This is a genomic window from Rhodopseudomonas infernalis (assembly GCF_022271405.1).
Classification (GTDB): domain Bacteria; phylum Pseudomonadota; class Alphaproteobacteria; order Rhizobiales; family Xanthobacteraceae; genus Rhodopseudomonas; species Rhodopseudomonas infernalis.
The window spans coordinates 330,330-348,771 of the sequence record NZ_JAJNAL010000002.1 but is presented as its reverse complement, the minus strand read 5'-3'; the positions used below and the strand labels follow the sequence as shown (position 1 = coordinate 348,771).

Here is an 18,442-nt window from a genome sequence, read left to right as displayed (position 1 = left end):
GACTGCGGGTTCAGCTTCGGTCGGGACAAGGCGGGCGCTCACGGCGCCTTCGCCGCACCCGACGATTCGTTAGCGGCCGGCGCAGCGCCTTGGCTGCCGCCCTCGCCGCGGCGACGCTTGCCTTGCTCGCCAGCGTTGTCGCCCTGCCCCTTCTGGCCCTCGGCGCCCGGCGGGCCGCGCCGCCGCTTCTGCGGCGCGAGGTCGGCGGTCGGGGTTTGGCTGCTGTCGCCGATCCGGACCTTGGCGCCCTCCGCAAGATTGGCGAAGCCGGTGGTGACCACCCGGTCGGCCGCCGTCACGCCGCTGGCGATCACCGCCTCGGTCTCGTTCTGCTGCGTCACCTTGACGGGCTGCGCATGCACAACGTCGTCCTGATCGATGATGTAGGCGAACGTCCCGGCCGGCCCGCGCTGCACCGCCGAGGTCGGCACCACCACGACCTGGTTCAGCGTCTCGACCTTGAGCCGGACGTTGACGAACTGGCCGGGCCAAAGCTGATATTTGGCATTGGGGAATTCCGCCTTCAGCTTCACCGTGCCGGTGGTCTGGTCGACCTGGTTGTCGATGCCTTTCAGCGTGCCGGTGTCGACCACGGTGACACCGTCATTGCCGAACACGTCGACCGCCAGCGCGCCTTTCGCCGACGCCGCGTTGACGCGGACGATCTGCTGCTGCGGCAGGCTGAACTGCACCGAGATCGGCTGCAACTGAGTCAGCACGACGATGCCGGTGGTGTCGGCGGACTTGATGATGTTGCCCTTGTCGACCTGGCGCAGGCCGGCGCGGCCGGAGATCGGCGCCACCACCTTGGTGTAGCTGAGCGTCGCCGCGGCATTGTCGATCGCCGCCTGATCAGAGCGTACCTGCGCCTCGAGCTGCGCCACGGTCGCCTTCTGGGTGTCGGCCTGCTGCTTGGAGCCGGCGTTCGACGCCGCGAGCTGCTGATAGCGCGTCAGATCGATCTTGGCGTTGGCGAGCTGCGCTTCGTCTTGCGCCTTCTTCGCCACCGCCTGATCGTACTGCGCCCGATAGATCGCCGGGTCGATTTCGGCGACGACGTCGCCAGCCTTGACGTCCTGGCCTTCGGTGAAGTTCACCGCGACCAGCTTGCCGTCGACCTGGGCGCGCACCGTGACGGTTGCGAGCGCCTTCACCGAGCCGACGCCGTCGAGATACACCGGCACGTCCTGGACCTTCGGCGTCGCCGCCAGCACCGGCACCGCCATGTCGGTGCGCGGGCCGCCGCGACCGGGCGCGGCCGGCTGTTTGGTCTGAAACGCGGTCCAGGCGATGTAGCCGAGGCCGCCCAGAATGATCGCCGTCACCAACAGCGACACCAGTCGCCGCCGTGCCCGCGACGCAATTGGCGGCTTGGCGCCGGTAATCGTACCGGACGCGTCGTTCGAGTCCGGCTTAAAGAGCATTGACCGGTCTTTCCATCCTAGGCTCCCAGCCGCCCCCGAGTGCCTGAAACAGGCTGACGATCGCCAGATAGCGCGCAAGCTGCGTCTGGATCAGCGTATCTTCAGCTGTAAATAGTGTCAGTTGAGTGTTGAGAACAGTGACGATGTCGGCGGTGCCGGCGCGTAGTTGCTGCTCGGCGAGATTGAAGGCACGACGCGACGACGCCACCGCGGCGCGCTGCAGCCTCAGCCGCTCGGTGTTCTGCTTGATCGACTCCAGCGCGTTGTCGACGTCCGCGAACGCCGCCACCACGGTCTTGCGATAGCTCTGCAGCAACTCCTCCTGCTGCGCCTTGGTCAGATCGAAATTGCCCTGGATGCGGCCGCCGTCGAAGATCGGCTGGGTCAGGCCCGCCGCCAGACTGGAGAACGTCGCCTGCGGCGTGAACAGCGACGCCAGCACCGCGCTCTGATAGCCGCCCTGACCGGTGAGCTGGATGGTCGGAAAGAACTGCGCCCGCGCGCTGCCGACATTGGCGGTGGCGGACGCCAGCTGCGCCTCCTGGCGGCGGATGTCCGGCCGCTGGGTCAGCAGATCCGACGGCAGCCCAGGCGTCACCCGCGGCGAGCCGAGCCTGTTCAGCGAACCACCGACGATCTTGGCGCTTTCCGGCGGCCGCGCCACCAGCGTGGCCAACGTGTTCATGTTCTGCGCCAGCGTCACTCGCAGCGGCGGCACCGCGGCGCGCTGATTGGCCAGCACGCTCTCCTGCTGAGCGACATCGAGGTCGCTGCCGGTGCCGGCAGCCAGCCGCTGCCGAATCGCCCCCAGAATGCGCTCGGCGCTGGCGATGTTCTCCTGCGCGGTGCGGATGCGGTCCTGCGACGCCAGCACCTGGAAATACGCGTTGGCGACGCTCGCCATCGTGGTCAGCGCGACGGTGTCGCGGTCGAATCGATTCGCGGTCGCGGTCTCCTCCGCCGCCAGCGCGGCGTCGTGATTCTTGCCCCAGAAGTCGATCTCATAGCTGGCGCTCAGCGACGCCGAATAGGTCGCATAGCGCCGGCCGGCGATCGTGGTGTTGGTGATGTTGCTGCCCGAGGTCTTGTTCTGCGAGCCGCTGCCGCTGCCGCTGATCGAGGGGAGCAGCGCCGCGCCGGTGATCCGCGCCTGGGCGTCGGCCTGCAGGATGCGCGCGGTGGCGGCGGCGATGTCGAGATTGACGGTCTGCGCCTCTTCCATCAGCTGCGTCAGCTCGGACGAGCGGAAGCCGCGCCACCAGTCGAGCGCCGGCGGCCGGTCGATCGCGGTGGTGGCGGCCGCCTTGTAGCGGTTGGGCACGTCGAGTGCCGGATCAGGCAGATCCTTGGTCAGGATGCAGCCGCCCGCCGACACGACGAGCGCCGACGCCGCCATCATCCGTAAGGATCGGCCGAAAATGCGCGAGGCTGGAGTCATGCCGGCCGCGATCCTTCGCCGGGCGCGGCGTATCGCCACGCACCCCGCGCCGTGCAGTACGGCCGACGATGCTTTCTGCCAATCACTCGCAACCCAATCACGGAAAACGCTTTCTGAAGCCCCTAGTCTATTCTAGCTGCGCATTTGCACCGCGCACAGGGCTGTCGGTCGCAATCCGGCTGACAGAATGCGGCAGCCGCAGGCCGCCATTTCGCGCTGGGAGTAACCGGATCGCCTTATTCCATCGGGTTTTTCCCAACTTGACGCGCTCGCGAGTTATAGCAAAGCTTACGAAGATTTCATCCGATCGTTGCCGCTGTGAATCGACCCTGCCCGCAAGCGTTGCTCATTACCGAGCGTGCTGAAACTCCAACGCAGGCCCGTCGTAGCTCGGGAACCAGTGGTGGGCTGAGGGGGCCTTGGAATGCGCGTTGCAGTTGTGGGAACGGGAATCGCAGGCAATGCCGCCGCATGGGCATTGTCGTCGCGATACCCGGTGACGGTCTATGAGCGCGAGCTGCGTCCCGGGGGTCACAGCCACACCGTCGATGTCGATTATGATGGCACCACGATCCCGGTGGACATCGGCTTCATCGTCTATAATCAGCTCAACTATCCCGAGCTCACCGCCCTGTTCGCTTATCTGGGCGTCGAGACCGTCGAAAGCTGCATGAGCTTCGCGATGTCGGCCGATGGCGGCCGATTCGAATGGAAGGGTGGCGGCTCCAACTGGCTGGAGACCGCGCGCGGTCTGTTCGCCCAGCCCCGCAATCTGCTGTCGCCGTCCTATCTGAAGATGCTGCGGCACATCCTGGTCTTCAACGAGCAGAGCGTCGCCGACTTCAAGTCGGGTGCCCTCGCCGGCCTGTCGCTTGGCGATTATTTCCGCAGCCGCAAATATGCGCCGCGGCTGCTGACCGACTATCTGGCGCCGATGGGCGCCGCGATCTGGTCGGCGCCGGCGCACGAGATCCTCGATTTCCCGGCCGAGAACTTCGTCGCCTTCTTCAACAATCACCGCCTGCTGCACTATGAACGTCCGGTCTGGCGCACGGTGAAAGGCGGCAGCGCCCGCTATGTCGAGAAGCTGACGGAAACGTTCGGCGACCGTCTGCGGCTCGGCGCTGCCGTCACCGGCATCGAGCGCACGCCGAAGGGCGTGATCGTCCGCGACAGCCTCGGTCACACCGACGTCTATGATCACGTCGTGATCGGCGCGCACAGCAATCAGGCGCTGGCGATGCTGAGCGATCCGAGCGAGGACGAGCGCGAGATCCTCGGCGACATCGGCTATGCGCCTAATCTCGTCTTTCTGCACCGCGACCCGCGGCTGATGCCGAAGCGCAAGCACGCCTGGGCGTCGTGGAATTTCCTGCGCTGGCAGCGCGCGCATTCGCCGGTCAACGACGTCGCCGTGACCTACTGGATGAACCGGCTGCAGGGAATCGACGAAGACAAGCCGCTGTTCGTCAGCCTGAACCCGCCGTTCGCGCCCGATCCAGCCCTGACCTTCGGTCGTTACGATTGCGACCATCCGCAATACACCGCCAAGGCGTTCGCCGCGCAGCGCCGGCTCAGCGAGATCCAGGGTCAGCGCAACACCTGGTTCTGCGGCGCCTGGACGGGCTATGGCTTTCACGAGGACGGTCTGCGCTCGGGCCTCACCGTGGCGGAAAACCTCGGCGCGCCGGTTCCGTGGCGCGGACCGCCGACCGAATTCAGCCAGGCGGCGGAATAAGCATGATGCAACTTCGAGCCGACACCGCAGCAGCGACGGCCGGCGATGCGCCGGCCGCGCTCTATGTCGGCGAGGTGATGCATGCGCGACTGAAGCCGATGGGCCATCGCTTCAATTACCGGGTGATGTCGCTGCTGGTCGACCTCGACCGGCTCGACGAAGCCGACAAGATGACGCCGCTGTTCGGCGTCAACCGACGGGCGCTGTACAGCTTCTACGAGAAGGACCACGGCGAGCGCGACGGCGCGTCGCTGCGGGGCTATATCGATCGCTGCGCCAACGCCGAGGGCGTCGACCTCACCGGTGGACGCGTGCTGCTGCTGACATATCCGCGGCTGCTCGGCTACACCTTCAATCCGTTGTCGGTGTATTTCTGCTACGCGGCAAATGGGGCGCTGGCGCTGGTGGTCTACGAGGTGCGCAACACCTTCGGGGATATCCACTCCTATGTGCTGCCCGTGCGCCCCGGTGAACTCTCCCCCGCCGGGCTGCGGCAGGCTCAGGACAAACTGTTTTACGTCTCGCCCTTCATCGAGATGGCGATGCGCTATCACTTCCGCATCACCCCGCCAGGCGATGCGGTGAAGCTACGTATCCTCGAGACCGACGCCTCCGGCCCGCTGCTCTCCGCCACCTTCAGCGGCCGCCGCCAGACGCTGTCGACGGCGTCGCTGCTGAGGTCCTTCCTGGCGCTGCCGCTGATGACCATGAAGGTGATGGCGGCGATCCATTGGCAAGCCTTGCGGCTGTGGATCAAAGGCGCGCGGCTGGTGCCGCGGCCGCCGGCGCCGCCATCGAGCGGCTTTGCAGCGCGCCCGCGCGATGCTTATACTCCCTAAAGTGTGAGCCCGGCGCGTCCATCGGTGCGCCTTGGGCGCCTGCGATGGGAATGAAATGCCTGAGTTCGTGACGCTAACTCCCGAAAATGCCGACGCCAAACTTGTGGGGCTTCCCCGCGTGGTGCGGATGGCGCTGGCCTTCGGGGCGCGGCTGCGGCGCGGCACGCTGGATGTCACACTGCCCGATGGCCGCCGCTTCCGGATGGGCGGCGCCGAACCTGGCCCTGTCGCCGAGATGCGGCTGCATAATTACGCGTTCGCGGCCCGGCTGATCAACGGCGGCGACATCGGCATCGCCGAAGCCTATCTCGCCGGCGACTGGGATACGCCGGATCTGACCCAGTTCCTTTATCTGTTCTGCGTCAATCACGAGCTGATCCAGGCGATGCTCGGTGACAACCCGTTGATGCGGTTCGTCCAGATGATGCGGCACTGGTTCAACCGCAACACCAAGCGGCAGGCCCGCAAGAACATCTACGCCCACTACGACATCGGCAACGCCTTCTACTCGGCCTGGCTCGATCCGAGCATGACCTATTCGTCGGCGCTGTTCGAGGACCACACCCACGACCTCACCGCCGCGCAGATCAACAAATATCAGCGACTCGCCGAGGCGATCGATCTGCGGCCCGGACAGAAGGTTCTGGAAATCGGCTGCGGCTGGGGCGGCTTCGCCGAATACGCCGCCAAAAATTTCGATGCGCACGTCGTCGGGCTGACGATCAGCAGGGAGCAGCGCGATTTCGCCCAGGAGCGGATGCAGCGCGCCGGTCTCGCCGACAAGGTCGAGATCAAACTGCAGGACTATCGCGACGAGCGCGGCCGCTACGACCGGATCGCCTCGATCGAGATGATCGAGGCGGTCGGCGAGCAGTTCTGGCCGCGATATTTCTCACAACTGCGCGACCGGCTGCTGCCCGGCGGGCTGGTCGGCATCCAGGCGATCACCATCCAGGATCGTTTCTTCGAAGCCTACCGCCGCGAGGTCGATTTCATTCAGCGCTATGTGTTTCCGGGCGGCATGCTGCCGTCACCCGAGATCCTGAAATCCCTCGGCGAGAAATTCGGCGTGCCTGTCATCCGCGAGCGCATTTTCGGGGAAGATTATGCCAAGACACTGGCGACCTGGAGAGACAATTTTCGTGCGGCGTGGCCGACGCTGACGCCGCTCGGTTTCGATGATCGCTTCCGCCGGCTGTGGGAGTACTATCTGGCGTATTGCGAGGCCGGCTTCCTCTCCGGGAACATCGACGTCCGACAGGTGGTGTTCGCAAAAACGAACTGATCGCAGCGTTCACCACGCACGGCGCGGCTGCACGACAATGCGGCAGCGTGCCTTGTCTCGCGCCTTCCCCTCTCCTAGGTTGAGGGCCCGCAACCGACCTGCATGCTTTCGGACATCATGATCATCAAGAACGACGTCGTCGACGCCATCGGCAACACGCCCCTCATCAAGCTGAAGCGCGCGTCGGAAGCGACCGGCTGCACCATCCTCGGCAAGGCCGAATTCATGAACCCCGGCCAATCGGTGAAGGACCGCGCGGCGCTGTTCATCATCAAGGACGCTGTCGCGCGCGGCGCGCTGCGCCCGGGCGGCGTGGTGGTCGAAGGTACCGCCGGCAACACCGGCATCGGTCTCGCGCTGGTCGCCAACGCGCTCGGATTCCGCACCGTGATCGTGATCCCGAACACGCAGAGCCAGGAAAAGAAGGACATGCTGCGGCTGTGCGGCGCCGAGCTGATCGAAGTGCCGGCGGTCGCCTACGCCAATCCGAACAACTACGTGAAGCTGTCCGGCCGCCTCGCCGAGCAACTCGCCAAGGCAGAGCCGAACGGCGCGATCTGGGCCAATCAGTTCGACAACGTCGCCAACCGACAGGCGCATATTGCCACCACGGCGCCGGAGATCTGGCAGCAGACCGGCGGCAAGATCGACGGCTTCGTCGCCGCGGTCGGGTCCGGCGGCACGCTCGCTGGCGTCTCGATCGGATTGAAGCAGTTCGACCCGCGGATCCGCGCCGTGCTGGCCGACCCGATGGGCTCGGCGCTGTACAACTACTACAAGCACGGCGCGCTGAAGTCGGAAGGCTCATCGATCACCGAGGGAATCGGCCAGGGCCGCGTCACCGCCAATCTCGACGGCGCGATCGTCGACGACGCCTACCAGATCCCGGACAACGAGGCCGTCGCCATCGTCTACGACCTGCTCGAACACGAAGGCCTCTGCCTCGGCGGCTCGAGCGGCATCAACATCGCCGGCGCCATCCGCCTCGCCAAAGACCTCGGCCCCGGCCATACCATCGTGACCATCCTGTGCGACTACGGCAGCCGCTATCAGTCCAAGCTGTTCAACCCGGACTTCATGCGCAGCAAAAACCTGCCGGTGCCGGAATGGATGGAAACGAAGAGCAAGATCGACGTGCCGTTCGAAACGGTGTGAGCGGGAAAGCCCGTCCCGTAGCCTCGATGAAGCGAAGCGCAATCGAGGGCGGGCGGAGTAAACGGGTCGCTAGCGTGTGCAAGACCGCGCGCATCGTCCCGGATTTCGCTCCGCTCCATCCGGGCTACAACGCACCAGCCGAACGGCAGTGCGGCGAGTTTGACGTCGATGCACGATTATTGCCGGCAAGCGATGCATTCTCGAAATCAGGTTAACTGAACGCGAACCGCGTTCGAAACACCAGCCGCGCCATCAACCCAGCCTTCATCGCTGCCGACGTTTCCTTGTCCCAACAAGGAGCGCGTGATGCCCGTCTTCAGATACTTCGTCTCGGTCGGACCGGCCTTGCTGGCGCTGCTGGTGATCGTCGATGCGGTGTTCGGCGAAGGCCCGCCGCGGTTCAACGACGCCATCTACAACAGCGCCCTGTACGCGCCTCGCACGGCATTGAATGGCGCCCGGCAGCCGATCGACTTCGCCGATGTCACGCCAGCCGATCGCGTGAGAAAAGTGTTCGGGCAGTTCTCGGCGATCGATAGCAAACGTTTGAAGCGCTACTCGTCGGCCTCCACCGCGATCTGACGGGCCGGCGGCTCGGGCCGCTCGCAACTGTTCGGCGTCACCGCAAAATCTGACTCAGGAACAACTTCGTCCGCGCATGCTGCGGATGGGCGAAAAATTCTTCCGGCTCGTTGGCCTCGATGATCTGCCCGGCGTCCATGAACACGACGCGGTTGGCGACCTCGCGGGCAAAACCCATTTCGTGGGTGACGACCAGCATGGTCATGCCCTCTTCGGCGAGGTCGACCATGGTGTCGAGCACTTCCTTCACCATCTCCGGATCGAGCGCCGAGGTCGGTTCGTCGAACAGCATCACCTTCGGATTCATCGACAGCGCGCGGGCGATCGCGACGCGCTGCTGCTGGCCGCCGGAGATCTGACCCGGATACTTGTCCGCCTTGTCGGGAATCCGCACCCGCTCCAGGAACTTCATCGCGGTGGCTTCGGCGTCCTTCTTGGGGATGTTGCGCACCCAGATCGGCGCAAGCGTGCAGTTCTCCAGCACGGTGAGATGCGGAAACAGATTGAAGCTCTGGAACACCATGCCGACTTCGCGGCGGATGTCGTCGACGTGCTTCAGGCTCGGGCCGAGGTCGATGCCATCGACCACGATCTCGCCTTCCTGAAATTCCTCGAGCGCGTTGATGCAGCGGATCAGCGTCGACTTGCCCGAGCCCGACGGACCGCAGATCACGATGCGTTCGCCGCGGCCGACGTCGAGGCTGATGTCGCGCAGTACGTGGAAATCCCCGTACCACTTGTTCAGACCCGCGATCGAGACGATCGGTTTCTCGGCCATTGAAGTTCCTCTGTCAGGTGCGCCGGTGCGCATTGAGCCGATGCTCGACGAACAGCGAGTAGCGCGACATGCCGAAGCAGAACACGAAGTACACCAGCCCGGTGAAGGCGAAGCCGGTGAACAGCGTGGTCGGCGTCGACCAGTTCGGATCGGCGAAAGCGGCGCGGAGCTGGCCGAGCAAGTCGAACAGCGCGACGATCGACACCAGCGAGGTGTCCTTGAACAACGCGATGAAGCTGTTGACGAGGCCGGGGATGACGTGGCGCAGCGCCTGCGGCAATACGATCAACCCCGTCGTCTTCCAATACGACAGCCCAAGCGCGTTGGCGGCCTCCGCCTGCCCGCGCGGAATCGCGTTAAGACCGCCGCGAATGACTTCGGCATTGTAGGCGCCGGCGAACAGCGCGATGCCGATCAGCACGCGCACCAGCCCGTCGACGGTGAAATTGCCGGGCAGGAACAGCGGCAGCATGTAGGTGGCGAAGAACAGCACGGTGATCAGCGGCACGCCGCGCCAGAACTCGATGAAAGCGACCGAGAACACGCGGATCAGCGGGATCGACGAACGCCGCCCGAGCGCCAGCGCGATGCCGATCGGCATCGACCCGACGATGCCGGTGACGGAAACGACCAACGTAATCAGCAGGCCGCCCCATTGCCGCGTGCCGACGATCGGCAGCCCGCCGCGATCGAGCCGGAACAATGCGATCACCAACGCGATGCCGACGAACAGCCCCGCCACGACGACCAGCGGCCGCACGCCGTTGCGTAGGCCGCCGCTGAGCAAGAACACCAACACCAGCGTAACCACCGCCGTGAGGCCGAGATCGATCCACACCGGTTGGCCGGTCGCGGCGATCCAGTCGCGCAGCCAGATCAGCGGCGCGATCAGCCAGGACAATGCGGTCGCCAGCCACAACACCGGCTTGCCGATCGTCACCGCGACTGCGCCGCCGCGCGCGAGCTTGTCGCCGGCCTCAGTGAGGTTGCCGATCAGGCCCGACAGCAGATCGGCGGTCCAGGTGACGGCGAAGCCGTTCACCCCGCCGCCGTGCAGCAGGAAGAACGCGACGACCGGGAATGCGACAAAGAACAGCCCGGCGTTCAGCGTCTTCGCCGGCGCGCGCGGGATCAGCAGCGGCAGAAGCAACAGCGCGGCGATTGCGAAGGTCAGATCGACGCGCCAACGCTCCGGTTGCGGATAGAAGCCGTAGACGAATTGCGAGAATTTCGCCTGCACGAACGGCCAGCAGGCGCCGACGTCGCGCTGCAGCGTCTCGGCGAGGCACGCGGTGCGATTGCTGCCGGTCCACACCGCATCGACCAGCATGAATTTCAGCAGCGGCACGACGATGAAATACAGCAGCAGCACGCCGATCAGCGTCAGGACGATGTTGGTCGGCGAACTGAACAGCCGCGCTCGCACCAGCGCGACGAAGCCGGTGGTGCGCACCGGCGCGGGACGCGCCTGCACTTCCTGATCGCGCACGAACGCAGGCGTCATCGAACCGAGCTCGCTCATGCGCCCATGCTCCGGTTGATCCGCCAACTGTACAGGCTCATCAGTCCGCTGGTGATCAGCGAGATCACCAGATAGACGCTCATGGTGATGGCGATCACCTCGATCGCCTGCCCGGTCTGGCTCAGCGTGGTGCCGGCGAACACCGAGAACAGATCCGGATAGCCGATCGCCACGGCGAGCGACGAGTTCTTGGTCAGGTTGAGATACTGATTGGTCAGCGGCGGCAGGATCACGCGCATCGCCTGTGGGATCACGATCAGCCGCAGCGTCGCGCCGCGCGTAAGGCCGAGTGAGGCCCCCGCTTCCATCTGGCCCTTGTGCACCGACAGGATGCCGGCGCGCACGATTTCAGCGATGAAGGCCGCCGTGTAGGTCGCCAGCGCCAGCGTCAGTGCGACGAATTCCGGCGCCAGCCGCGAGCCGCCGGCAAAATTGAAGCCCTTCAGCACCGGGATCTCAAAGCCGAAAGGCCTGCCGAAGATCAGCATTGAGACCAATGGCAGGCCGACCAGCGCACCCACGATCCACGGCCACACCGTCATCGGCTTGCCGGTCGAAAATAGCCGCCGCCGCGCATAAATCGGCAGGACGATTGCGACCACGATGCCGATCAGCAGCGCGATCAGAAAGCCGTCGAGCCCGGCTTCGCCGACCGGGCGCGGCACGACAATGCCGCGATTGGACAGGAACACGCTGTCCAGCACCGACACGCTCTGGCGTGGACCGGGCAGCGCGCCGAGCACGGCGAGATACCAGAACAGGATCTGGAACAGCAGCGGCAGGTTGCGGATCAGCTCGACATAGCCGCCGGCGATCCGCGAGATCAGCCAGTTCGGCGACAGCCGGCCGAGCGCCACCATAAACCCCAGCACGGTGGCGAAGAAAATGCCGACCACCGACACCAGCAGCGTATTCGCCAGGCCGACCAGAAACACCCGCGTGTAGCTGTCGGATTCCGAATACGGGATCAGCGTCTGGCTGACACCGAAGCCGGCGGTCTGCGACATGAAGCCGAAGCCCGAGGCGATGCGCTGGTTGGCGAGGTTGTCGCGCGCATTGTCGACGATCGCATAGCCGATCCAGCACAGCGCCGCGACGAACAGCAGCTGGGCGATCAGCCCTTTCCACCCGGATCGTCCGCCGAGCGCGTGTCGCAGTTTGGCGGCGAGCTGCGCCGGCGGTCGTCGAGGCTCGATCGCCACGGCTGCGATCCGCGCGTCAGCGGATCGGCGGCGCGTACATGATGCCGCCCTTGTTCCAAGGCTTGTTCAGGCCGCGGGCGATCTCCAGCTTCGAGCCCGCGCCGACATTACGCTCGAAGGATTCGCCGTAATTGCCGGTCGCCTTGATGATGCGGGCGACCCAGTCCTTGGTGAGGCCGAGCTGTTCGCCGAGGTTCCCGTCAGTGCCGAACACCCGCTTCAGCTCCGGCTTGTCGGATTTGGCCTGCTCGGTGACGTTGGACTGGGTGATGCCGAGCTCCTCGGCATTGATCATCGCGAACAGCGTCCATTTGACGATATCGAACCACTGATCGTCACCGTGGCGAACCAGCGGGCCGAGCGGCTCCTTGGAGATGACTTCCGGCAGCACGACGTGGTCGGGCGGTGTCGTGAGCTTCAGCCGCATCGCATAGAGCTGGGAGACATCGGAGGTGAACACGTCGCAGCGGCCGGATTCGTAGGCCTTGATGGCCTCGTCCGCATTGGCGAACGCGATCACCTCGTACTTCATGTTGTTGCCCTTAAAGTAATCGGCAACGTTCTGTTCGTTGGTGGTGCCGGTCTGCACGCAGATCGAGGCGCTGTTGAGTTCCAGCGCGGAGTTGACCTTGAGGGCCTTCTTCACCAGGAAGCCCTGGCCGTCGTAATAGCTCACCCCGACGAAGTTGACGCCGAGCGAGGTGTCTCGCGACAGCGTCCAGGTGGTGTTGCGCGACAGCACGTCGATCTCGCCGGACTGCAGGGCGGTGAAACGATCCTTGGCCGACAGCGGCACGAACTTCACTTTGGTCGGATCGTCGAACACCGCCGCCGCGACGGCGCGGCACAGGTCGACGTCGAGACCGGTCCAGTTGCCTTTGTCGTCGGGCGACGAGAATCCCGGCAGCCCCTGACTGACGCCGCAGGACAGCAAACCACGGTCCTTGACGGTCTTGAGGGTCTGCGCATCCGCGCTCTGGGCCGCGAAGCAGGCGGCGAAAGCGAGGGCGACAAGGGATACGCGTTTCATGAAAGAACCTTTCAAGGGATGACCTGCCGCGTCAGTCGGCACTGATGGGATGTTGGCTTGTTGCGTCCTGCGGCGGAGCTGCCGTTGGATCGGCGCTTCACGTCCACTGGACCATCGCTGCGGCTCCGTCCGGGATGAACCCGAGGTCGACATCGGCGCGAGTCCCTCCGCACGGCGTCCAGATCAGCGTTGTTTGCATCACAGAACGAGTTGCGCGCCGGGTCAAGGGGTTGACGGCCATGTTCCCAAGGCTGCTATTAGACATATCGTCCCGCCGCCGCGGCGCCGATCCCGCGCAGATTCGGCGGCGGCCCCTCATCAGCGAGCCTGTTATGGATTCTTCGGATCACGGCGAGACCACGTCGCCCCTCAGCACACAGACCCTGCTGGTCACCTCGGGGCGCGATACCAGGGCACAGAAGGGCTTCGTCAATCCGCCGGTGGTACGCGGCTCTACGGTGCTGTACCCGACTGCGGACGATCTGCACGCCCATCGGGGCGAATTCTCGTATGGCCGTCACGGCACGCCGACCACCCAGGCGCTGCAGCAGGCGCTGATGACGCTGGAGGGCCCGCAATGCGCCGGCGTCGGGCTGACGCCATCGGGCGTATCGGCGATTTCGACCGCCCTGCTCGCGGTGTTGAAAGCCGGCGATCATCTTCTTGTGTGCGACAACTCGTATCGGCCGACCCGGCTATTCTGCGAGCAGACGCTGAAGCGTTTCGGCATCGAGACGACCTATTTCGATCCGCTGCTCGGCGCCGGCGTCGACGGCTTGTTCCGGCCAAACACCGCCGCCGTGATGGTCGAGGCTCCGGGGTCGCAGTCATTCGAGATGACCGATATTCCGGCGATCGCCGCAGTGGCGCATGCGCGCGGCGCGCTGGTGATCGACGACAACACCTGGGCGACGCCGCTGTATCATCGCTCGCTGGAGCAAGGCGTCGACATTTCGATACAGGCCGGCACCAAATATATCGGCGGCCATTCCGACATCATGTTCGGCACCATCGCGGCCAACAAGGCGGCGTGGCCGATGATCGCCGAAGGCATTCGCCAGCTCGGCGTCTGCGCGGGCCCGGACGATGTATTCCTGGCACTGCGCGGCCTGCGCACGCTCGCGGTCCGGCTGGCACAGCATCAGCAGTCCGGGCTGGAGATGGCGCGCTGGCTGGATCAGCGGCCGGAAGTTCAACGCGTGCTGCATCCCGCGCTGGAAAGCGATCCGGGCCACGCGATCTGGAAGCGCGACTTCACCGGCGCCTCCAGCCTGTTCTCGATCGTGCTGCAACCCGCGCCGCAGAAAGCCGTCGACGCCCTACTCGACACAGTCCGGCTGTTCGGCATGGGCTATTCGTGGGGTGGCTTCGAGAGCCTGGTGATCCCGTTCGATTGCGCCACCTATCGCAGCGCGACCAAATGGAATCCCGGCGGCCCGACGCTGCGGCTGCATATCGGGCTGGAAAGCACCGACGATCTCAAGGCCGATCTGGAGCGCGGCTTCGCGGCGTTCAACGCGGCGCGGTGACCTGACGAGCCACTTCGTATCCGCTCCGCCATTGCGAGCGAAGCGAAGCAATCCAGCGCAGTGCACGCCGCTCTGGATTGCTTCGCTCCGCTCGCAATGGCGTTGAGAGTTTGTGCTTGATCCGGGAGGTGAGCCGCGTCGAGAGAGCCTGCGCCCCAAGCGCTCAGTTCGGCAGACTCTCCGAGCCACGCGAGTGGTTCTTGATGATCAGCATGATGTTGCGGATGTAGATCACCGTGGCCATCGCCTGGCCGAGGATGATCACCGGCTCGCGCTTGGCGATGCCGTAGACCAGCGTCATCAGCCCGCCGCCCATCGAGAAGAACCAGAACGCCATCGGCACCACGCTCTTTCCGGCACGCTCGCTGGAGATCCACTGCACCAGGAAGCGCGCGGTGAACAGCAGCTGCGCCACCAGGCCGAAAGCGAGCCAGAAATCGAACTTGGCGACGAACACGTCGTACATGTAGTCGCCGAGCGCCTGGCCGTAAGAAATCAGCATCAAATCACCTCGGTCGCGGCCGATACGGCCTTCTTGCGGCGGATCAGCCACCAAACGCCGGCGAGATCCAGCAGCCCGACCCACAGCCGATCGAAGAAGCCGTAGTTCGAAACGCCCGACAGCCGCGGCCGGTCGGCGACGTCGACATAGGCGACGTCGTAGCCCTCGCGGCGGACGAGCGCCGGCAGGAAACGATGCAAGCCATCGAAATACGGCAGCGCCAAGAACACGTCGCGGCGGAACGCCTTCAATCCGCAGCCGGAGTCGCGGGTTCCATCCTTCAGGATGGCGCCGCGCACCTTGTTGGCGACCTTCGATTGCAGCTTCTTGAAGCCGGTGTCCTTGCGGCCGACGCGCTGACCGGCGGCCAGCCCGACGCGTTCGCCGCCCTGCTCGATCGCCCGGATCAGATCCGGAATGAAGGCCGGATTGTTCTGTCCGTCGCCGTCCAGCGTCGCGACGATCACGCCGCGCGCGGCGCGGACGCCGGTACGAACCGCGGCGGACTGGCCGCAGGATTTGGCGTGCCGTATCTGGCGCAGATTGGGGCACTGGCTGCGCAGGTCCGTCAGCCGTTGCGGCGTCGCGTCGGTCGAGCCATCGTCGACGTAGACGATTTCATAGTCCCAGCGGCCGTCGAGCGCGGCGGCGATCTCGGTAATCAGCGGCGCGACATTGTCGGCCTCGTTGCGCACCGGCACCACGATCGACACCGCCGGCGCCGCGCCGGATTTGGGCAGGATTTCAGGCATGGTTCGGAACAATCCGGGGGCCGACGGGAACTCGCGGCCGGCGCTAGGCGCGACCGCTTCTTATGGGGCCCGGTGACGCTGGGCAACCCCTTTGAGGCGGTCCCAGGACGGTCCGGGCAGCGGTTCGATGGTGCCGTCACGGCGGATCGTGAAACCCAGCCGGCGGGCGGCGAACCAATAGCGCACCGTCATGGCGCCGATCGTTCCGACCATGGCGCCGGCGACGACGTCGCTGGCGTGATGGGCGAGCAGCACCAGCCGGGTCAGCGCGATGATGACCGCATAGGCCAGCATCAGCACCCGCAACCGGGGAAACAGCGCGCCGATCGCGAATGCCAGCGCAAACGCAGTGATGGCGTGCCCCGACGGCAGGCTGGCATAGGCTTCGCTCCAGGCGAAGGTCGAGAAGTTGAACGGGTTGGCGTCGCCGCCCACGAACGGCCGGCCGCGTCCGATAACGCCCTTCAGCACCTCACCGGCGCAGACCGGCACCAGGACAGCCAGAAACACGAACTGGATCCGCGTGCCGACGCCGATCAACACCACCCGCGATACGCCCTTCACCAACGGCAGCAGCAGCGCGACGATCACCAGCAGCGCGATCAGCGTCCACAGCACATAGGACGACTTGCCTAAATCGGTCAGAATTCGAAGTGGCCACAGGCTGGCGGTGCCGCGCGCCGGCATCAGGTTGATCTCATAGGCGTCGATCAAGACCATCAGGATCACGACCGCGACGGCCAGCACGGCCGAGATCAGCAACGTCGCCCGCGCCCAGCGTCGCCCCGCTTCGGCCCGCAGCGAATGGCTCGGCTCGCGCACCAGCCGTGCCAGCGACTGGCCGATCAACGTCGCGAGTTCGGCGGGATAGCTGCGCGTCCCGGCGCGATCATCTGGCTTCATCTTACTGCGTGCCTTCCGACCGGAAGATCGCGATCGAAACCGGCTTGCCCTGCGAGAAGTTGTAGCCGTCGATGCGCAGCGCCACGTTGTAGCGCAGCCCGATCGCCTCGGCGCGGGCCGCGAAGGCGCGTTCGCTACGCGCCTCGATCAGCGCGAACCGGCAGCTGCCGCCGAGCAGGAAGTCGGCGGCGCCCGATCCGTCGGTCAGCAGCGTATCGGTGCCGACCATGAACACCAGGCTGGGCTCGTGATAGCCGACCGCGGCCGCCTTCGGACCGACGCACACCACCTTGCGCAGCGCCCCGGCGATCTCGACGCTGGGAAACACTGGTCGCAGCTTCGGCACCACGACGCCGAGCGTCGCCGTCATCAGAAACAGCGAGGCCAGCACCGCATTCAGCAGCGACGCCTCGGCGCGGTTCTCGTCGAACAGCCGCCAGGCGAACAGCCCGAAGATCAGCGAGGCCGCGATGAAAGGCCACGCCAGGAACACCGGCTGCCGCGTCAGAATGATCGCGCCGACGATCGCCAGCGACAGCAGCAGGACCGGGATCGCGAACCACCACGCCGCGCCCTTGGCGAGCCAGGACCGCGACAGCACGCTGCGCTCGATGGCACCGGCGGTCATGATGGCGATCGCCGGATACAGCGGCAGCACGTAGTGCGGCAGCTTGGTGATGACGATCTCGAACACAATCCAGGACGGGATCAGCCAGGCCAGCAGGAACTGCGCGCCCGGCTCGCGCCGCGCCCGCCACACCGCCGGCGCCGCCATCGCAGCAAGCGGCGCGCCGGGCCAGAACGTCACCCAGAACAGCAGGAAGTACATGCCGGGCGGCGCGCCGTGCGACTCTTTCGGGCTGGCAATCTTGCTCAGCATGTCGCCGCCGACGGAGTCGGCGAAGAAAGTGTCGCCGGCGCGCAGGAAGATGGCGATGAACCACGGCAGCACCAGCAGCAGCAGCCACGGAACGCCGATCAACGGCTTCAGCCGCCACAGCCATGCCGCCGAGCGATCGATAATCGCCAGCGGGATCACCGTCAGGGCGATGAACATCAAGATCAGCGGGCCCTTCAACAGGATGCCCGCCGCGAGCGCGGTCCAGAAGATCGCGGGTGTGAACCAGGATGTGGAACGATCGTCGCCGCGCTGCCAGGCGAGATAGACATGCGCCATCGCGCCCATCGCGGCGGTGACGGTGAACAGAAGGAACGCGTCGGTCTTGGCCAGCCGCGCTTCGACCCCGAGTAGAATGCAACTACACAGCAACAGGCCGGCGACCACGGCTCCTCGCCTGCCGACAAAAGCAAGCGCGGCCCAATAGGTCATCAGCACGGCGCCGATCGCGCCCAGCATCGACGGCACGCGGTACAGCCAGATCCGGACTTCGGCGCGCGGCAGGCCGAGCTTCGATGCGCCGTCGACGACTGCCGCCTGCAGCCAATAGATGCCGACCGGTTTCTTGTAGCGAACCTCGTCCTGGAACCGGATATCGATGAAGTCGCCGCTCTCGACCATCTGCTTGGTCGCCTGCGCGAAACGAGCTTCGTCGCGGTCGATCGGCGGGATGTTGAAGAAGCCCGGCAGGAAGAATACCAACCCGACCAGCGCCAGAAACGCCACCGCACGCAGATGGCTGACCGAGACGAAATCCAGCACGGCCACGAGCCCGCGACCGGGGTCCATGGTTGCTTTAGGCTCGCGCGGGGCGCCGAAGCGGGGTGATGCGGAGGACTGAATCATCGGCTTCGCATACGCTGAA

16 protein-coding genes are annotated in these 18,442 nt (G+C 65.4%); 6 read left to right on the top strand and 10 right to left on the bottom strand.

Annotation, left to right across the window (positions count from 1 at the left end; genetic code table 11):
- Nucleotides 1-38: 38 nt before the first annotated feature.
- Both LPW26_RS03295 and LPW26_RS03290 read right to left on the bottom strand, forming a co-directional pair.
- Nucleotides 39-1,424: an efflux RND transporter periplasmic adaptor subunit gene (locus LPW26_RS03295; RefSeq protein WP_238732840.1), complete on the bottom strand. Its 1,386-nt coding sequence runs from the start codon at nucleotides 1,422-1,424 to the stop codon at nucleotides 39-41.
- Complete coding sequence (locus LPW26_RS03290) at nucleotides 1,414-2,862, bottom strand: efflux transporter outer membrane subunit (RefSeq protein ID WP_238732839.1); 1,449 nt, start codon at nucleotides 2,860-2,862, stop codon at nucleotides 1,414-1,416. The genes LPW26_RS03295 and LPW26_RS03290 overlap by 11 nt, the downstream gene beginning before the upstream one ends.
- Before the next feature lie 424 nt (nucleotides 2,863-3,286).
- Here LPW26_RS03290 and LPW26_RS03285 point away from each other — a divergent pair, with 424 nt between their 5' ends.
- The 5 genes from LPW26_RS03285 (at nucleotide 3,287) to LPW26_RS03265 (ending at nucleotide 8,461) form a co-directional block, all read left to right on the top strand.
- On the top strand, nucleotides 3,287-4,600 hold the full coding sequence (locus LPW26_RS03285) for an NAD(P)/FAD-dependent oxidoreductase (RefSeq protein WP_238732838.1): 1,314 nt from the start codon (nucleotides 3,287-3,289) through the stop codon (nucleotides 4,598-4,600).
- 5 nt (nucleotides 4,601-4,605) lie between these two features.
- A complete protein-coding gene (locus LPW26_RS03280; RefSeq protein ID WP_238732883.1) occupies nucleotides 4,606-5,439 on the top strand; it encodes a DUF1365 domain-containing protein in 834 nt (277 codons plus the stop codon).
- A 55-nt stretch (nucleotides 5,440-5,494) separates the two neighbouring features.
- Nucleotides 5,495-6,724, top strand: a complete 1,230-nt coding sequence (locus LPW26_RS03275; RefSeq protein WP_238732837.1) for an SAM-dependent methyltransferase — start codon at nucleotides 5,495-5,497, stop codon at nucleotides 6,722-6,724.
- 117 nt (nucleotides 6,725-6,841) lie between these two features.
- Nucleotides 6,842-7,879, top strand: a complete 1,038-nt coding sequence (locus LPW26_RS03270) for a cysteine synthase A (RefSeq protein ID WP_238732882.1) — start codon at nucleotides 6,842-6,844, stop codon at nucleotides 7,877-7,879.
- Between the two features lie 306 nt (nucleotides 7,880-8,185).
- Nucleotides 8,186-8,461, top strand: a complete 276-nt coding sequence (locus tag LPW26_RS03265) for a hypothetical protein (protein WP_238732836.1) — start codon at nucleotides 8,186-8,188, stop codon at nucleotides 8,459-8,461.
- A gap of 37 nt (nucleotides 8,462-8,498) precedes the next feature.
- Here the strand turns inward: LPW26_RS03265 and LPW26_RS03260 are convergent, their stop codons facing one another.
- Genes LPW26_RS03260 through LPW26_RS03245 form a run of 4 tightly spaced genes read right to left on the bottom strand, consistent with a single transcriptional unit; the run spans nucleotide 8,499 to nucleotide 12,993 of the window.
- On the bottom strand, nucleotides 8,499-9,239 hold the full coding sequence (locus tag LPW26_RS03260; RefSeq protein ID WP_249785015.1) for an amino acid ABC transporter ATP-binding protein: 741 nt from the start codon (nucleotides 9,237-9,239) through the stop codon (nucleotides 8,499-8,501).
- 13 nt (nucleotides 9,240-9,252) lie between these two features.
- The gene (locus LPW26_RS03255; RefSeq protein WP_238732835.1) at nucleotides 9,253-10,761 is read right to left on the bottom strand and encodes an amino acid ABC transporter permease; all 1,509 of its coding nucleotides are present in this window, start codon (nucleotides 10,759-10,761) and stop codon (nucleotides 9,253-9,255) included.
- Nucleotides 10,758-11,963: an amino acid ABC transporter permease gene (locus tag LPW26_RS03250; RefSeq protein WP_238732834.1), complete on the bottom strand. Its 1,206-nt coding sequence runs from the start codon at nucleotides 11,961-11,963 to the stop codon at nucleotides 10,758-10,760. Before LPW26_RS03250 ends, LPW26_RS03255 begins: the two co-directional genes overlap by 4 nt.
- A gap of 16 nt (nucleotides 11,964-11,979) precedes the next feature.
- Nucleotides 11,980-12,993: an amino acid ABC transporter substrate-binding protein gene (locus LPW26_RS03245; RefSeq protein ID WP_238732833.1), complete on the bottom strand. Its 1,014-nt coding sequence runs from the start codon at nucleotides 12,991-12,993 to the stop codon at nucleotides 11,980-11,982.
- Nucleotides 12,994-13,325: 332 nt separating this feature from the next.
- Between LPW26_RS03245 and metC the strand changes: the two genes are divergently transcribed.
- Nucleotides 13,326-14,522: a cystathionine beta-lyase gene (gene metC / locus LPW26_RS03240; protein WP_238732832.1), complete on the top strand. Its 1,197-nt coding sequence runs from the start codon at nucleotides 13,326-13,328 to the stop codon at nucleotides 14,520-14,522.
- Between the two features lie 163 nt (nucleotides 14,523-14,685).
- On the opposite strand, the gene LPW26_RS03235 is transcribed toward metC, so the two are convergent.
- From LPW26_RS03235 to LPW26_RS03220, 4 genes are read right to left on the bottom strand one after another with little or no spacing between them, the layout of a single operon-like run.
- Nucleotides 14,686-15,024: a lipid-A-disaccharide synthase N-terminal domain-containing protein gene (locus LPW26_RS03235; protein ID WP_238732831.1), complete on the bottom strand. Its 339-nt coding sequence runs from the start codon at nucleotides 15,022-15,024 to the stop codon at nucleotides 14,686-14,688.
- The gene (locus tag LPW26_RS03230) at nucleotides 15,024-15,776 is read right to left on the bottom strand and encodes a glycosyltransferase family 2 protein (protein ID WP_238732830.1); all 753 of its coding nucleotides are present in this window, start codon (nucleotides 15,774-15,776) and stop codon (nucleotides 15,024-15,026) included. Before LPW26_RS03230 ends, LPW26_RS03235 begins: the two co-directional genes overlap by 1 nt.
- 60 nt (nucleotides 15,777-15,836) lie before the next feature.
- Complete coding sequence (locus LPW26_RS03225; RefSeq protein WP_238732829.1) at nucleotides 15,837-16,679, bottom strand: phosphatase PAP2 family protein; 843 nt, start codon at nucleotides 16,677-16,679, stop codon at nucleotides 15,837-15,839.
- A gap of 1 nt (nucleotide 16,680) precedes the next feature.
- On the bottom strand, nucleotides 16,681-18,423 hold the full coding sequence (locus LPW26_RS03220; RefSeq protein WP_238732828.1) for an ArnT family glycosyltransferase: 1,743 nt from the start codon (nucleotides 18,421-18,423) through the stop codon (nucleotides 16,681-16,683).
- Between the last annotated feature and the right edge of the window lie 19 nt (nucleotides 18,424-18,442).

What these genes read in the sequence shown, in the direction of transcription:
- LPW26_RS03230 (WP_238732830.1), bottom strand. Translation starts at nt 15,776, where the DNA reads ATGCCTGAAATCCTGCCCAAATCCGGCGCGGCGCCGGCGGTGTCGATC.
- LPW26_RS03270 (WP_238732882.1), top strand. Translation starts at nt 6,842, where the DNA reads ATGATCATCAAGAACGACGTCGTCGACGCCATCGGCAACACGCCCCTC.
- LPW26_RS03235 (WP_238732831.1), bottom strand. Translation starts at nt 15,024, where the DNA reads ATGCTGATTTCTTACGGCCAGGCGCTCGGCGACTACATGTACGACGTG.
- LPW26_RS03255 (WP_238732835.1), bottom strand. Translation starts at nt 10,761, where the DNA reads ATGAGCGAGCTCGGTTCGATGACGCCTGCGTTCGTGCGCGATCAGGAA.
- LPW26_RS03245 (WP_238732833.1), bottom strand. Translation starts at nt 12,993, where the DNA reads ATGAAACGCGTATCCCTTGTCGCCCTCGCTTTCGCCGCCTGCTTCGCG.
- LPW26_RS03285 (WP_238732838.1), top strand. Translation starts at nt 3,287, where the DNA reads ATGCGCGTTGCAGTTGTGGGAACGGGAATCGCAGGCAATGCCGCCGCA.
- LPW26_RS03260 (WP_249785015.1), bottom strand. Translation starts at nt 9,239, where the DNA reads ATGGCCGAGAAACCGATCGTCTCGATCGCGGGTCTGAACAAGTGGTAC.
- LPW26_RS03265 (WP_238732836.1), top strand. Translation starts at nt 8,186, where the DNA reads ATGCCCGTCTTCAGATACTTCGTCTCGGTCGGACCGGCCTTGCTGGCG.
- LPW26_RS03280 (WP_238732883.1), top strand. Translation starts at nt 4,606, where the DNA reads ATGCAACTTCGAGCCGACACCGCAGCAGCGACGGCCGGCGATGCGCCG.
- LPW26_RS03295 (WP_238732840.1), bottom strand. Translation starts at nt 1,424, where the DNA reads ATGCTCTTTAAGCCGGACTCGAACGACGCGTCCGGTACGATTACCGGC.
- LPW26_RS03220 (WP_238732828.1), bottom strand. Translation starts at nt 18,423, where the DNA reads ATGATTCAGTCCTCCGCATCACCCCGCTTCGGCGCCCCGCGCGAGCCT.
- LPW26_RS03290 (WP_238732839.1), bottom strand. Translation starts at nt 2,862, where the DNA reads ATGACTCCAGCCTCGCGCATTTTCGGCCGATCCTTACGGATGATGGCG.
- metC (WP_238732832.1), top strand. Translation starts at nt 13,326, where the DNA reads ATGGATTCTTCGGATCACGGCGAGACCACGTCGCCCCTCAGCACACAG.
- LPW26_RS03225 (WP_238732829.1), bottom strand. Translation starts at nt 16,679, where the DNA reads ATGAAGCCAGATGATCGCGCCGGGACGCGCAGCTATCCCGCCGAACTC.
- LPW26_RS03275 (WP_238732837.1), top strand. Translation starts at nt 5,495, where the DNA reads ATGCCTGAGTTCGTGACGCTAACTCCCGAAAATGCCGACGCCAAACTT.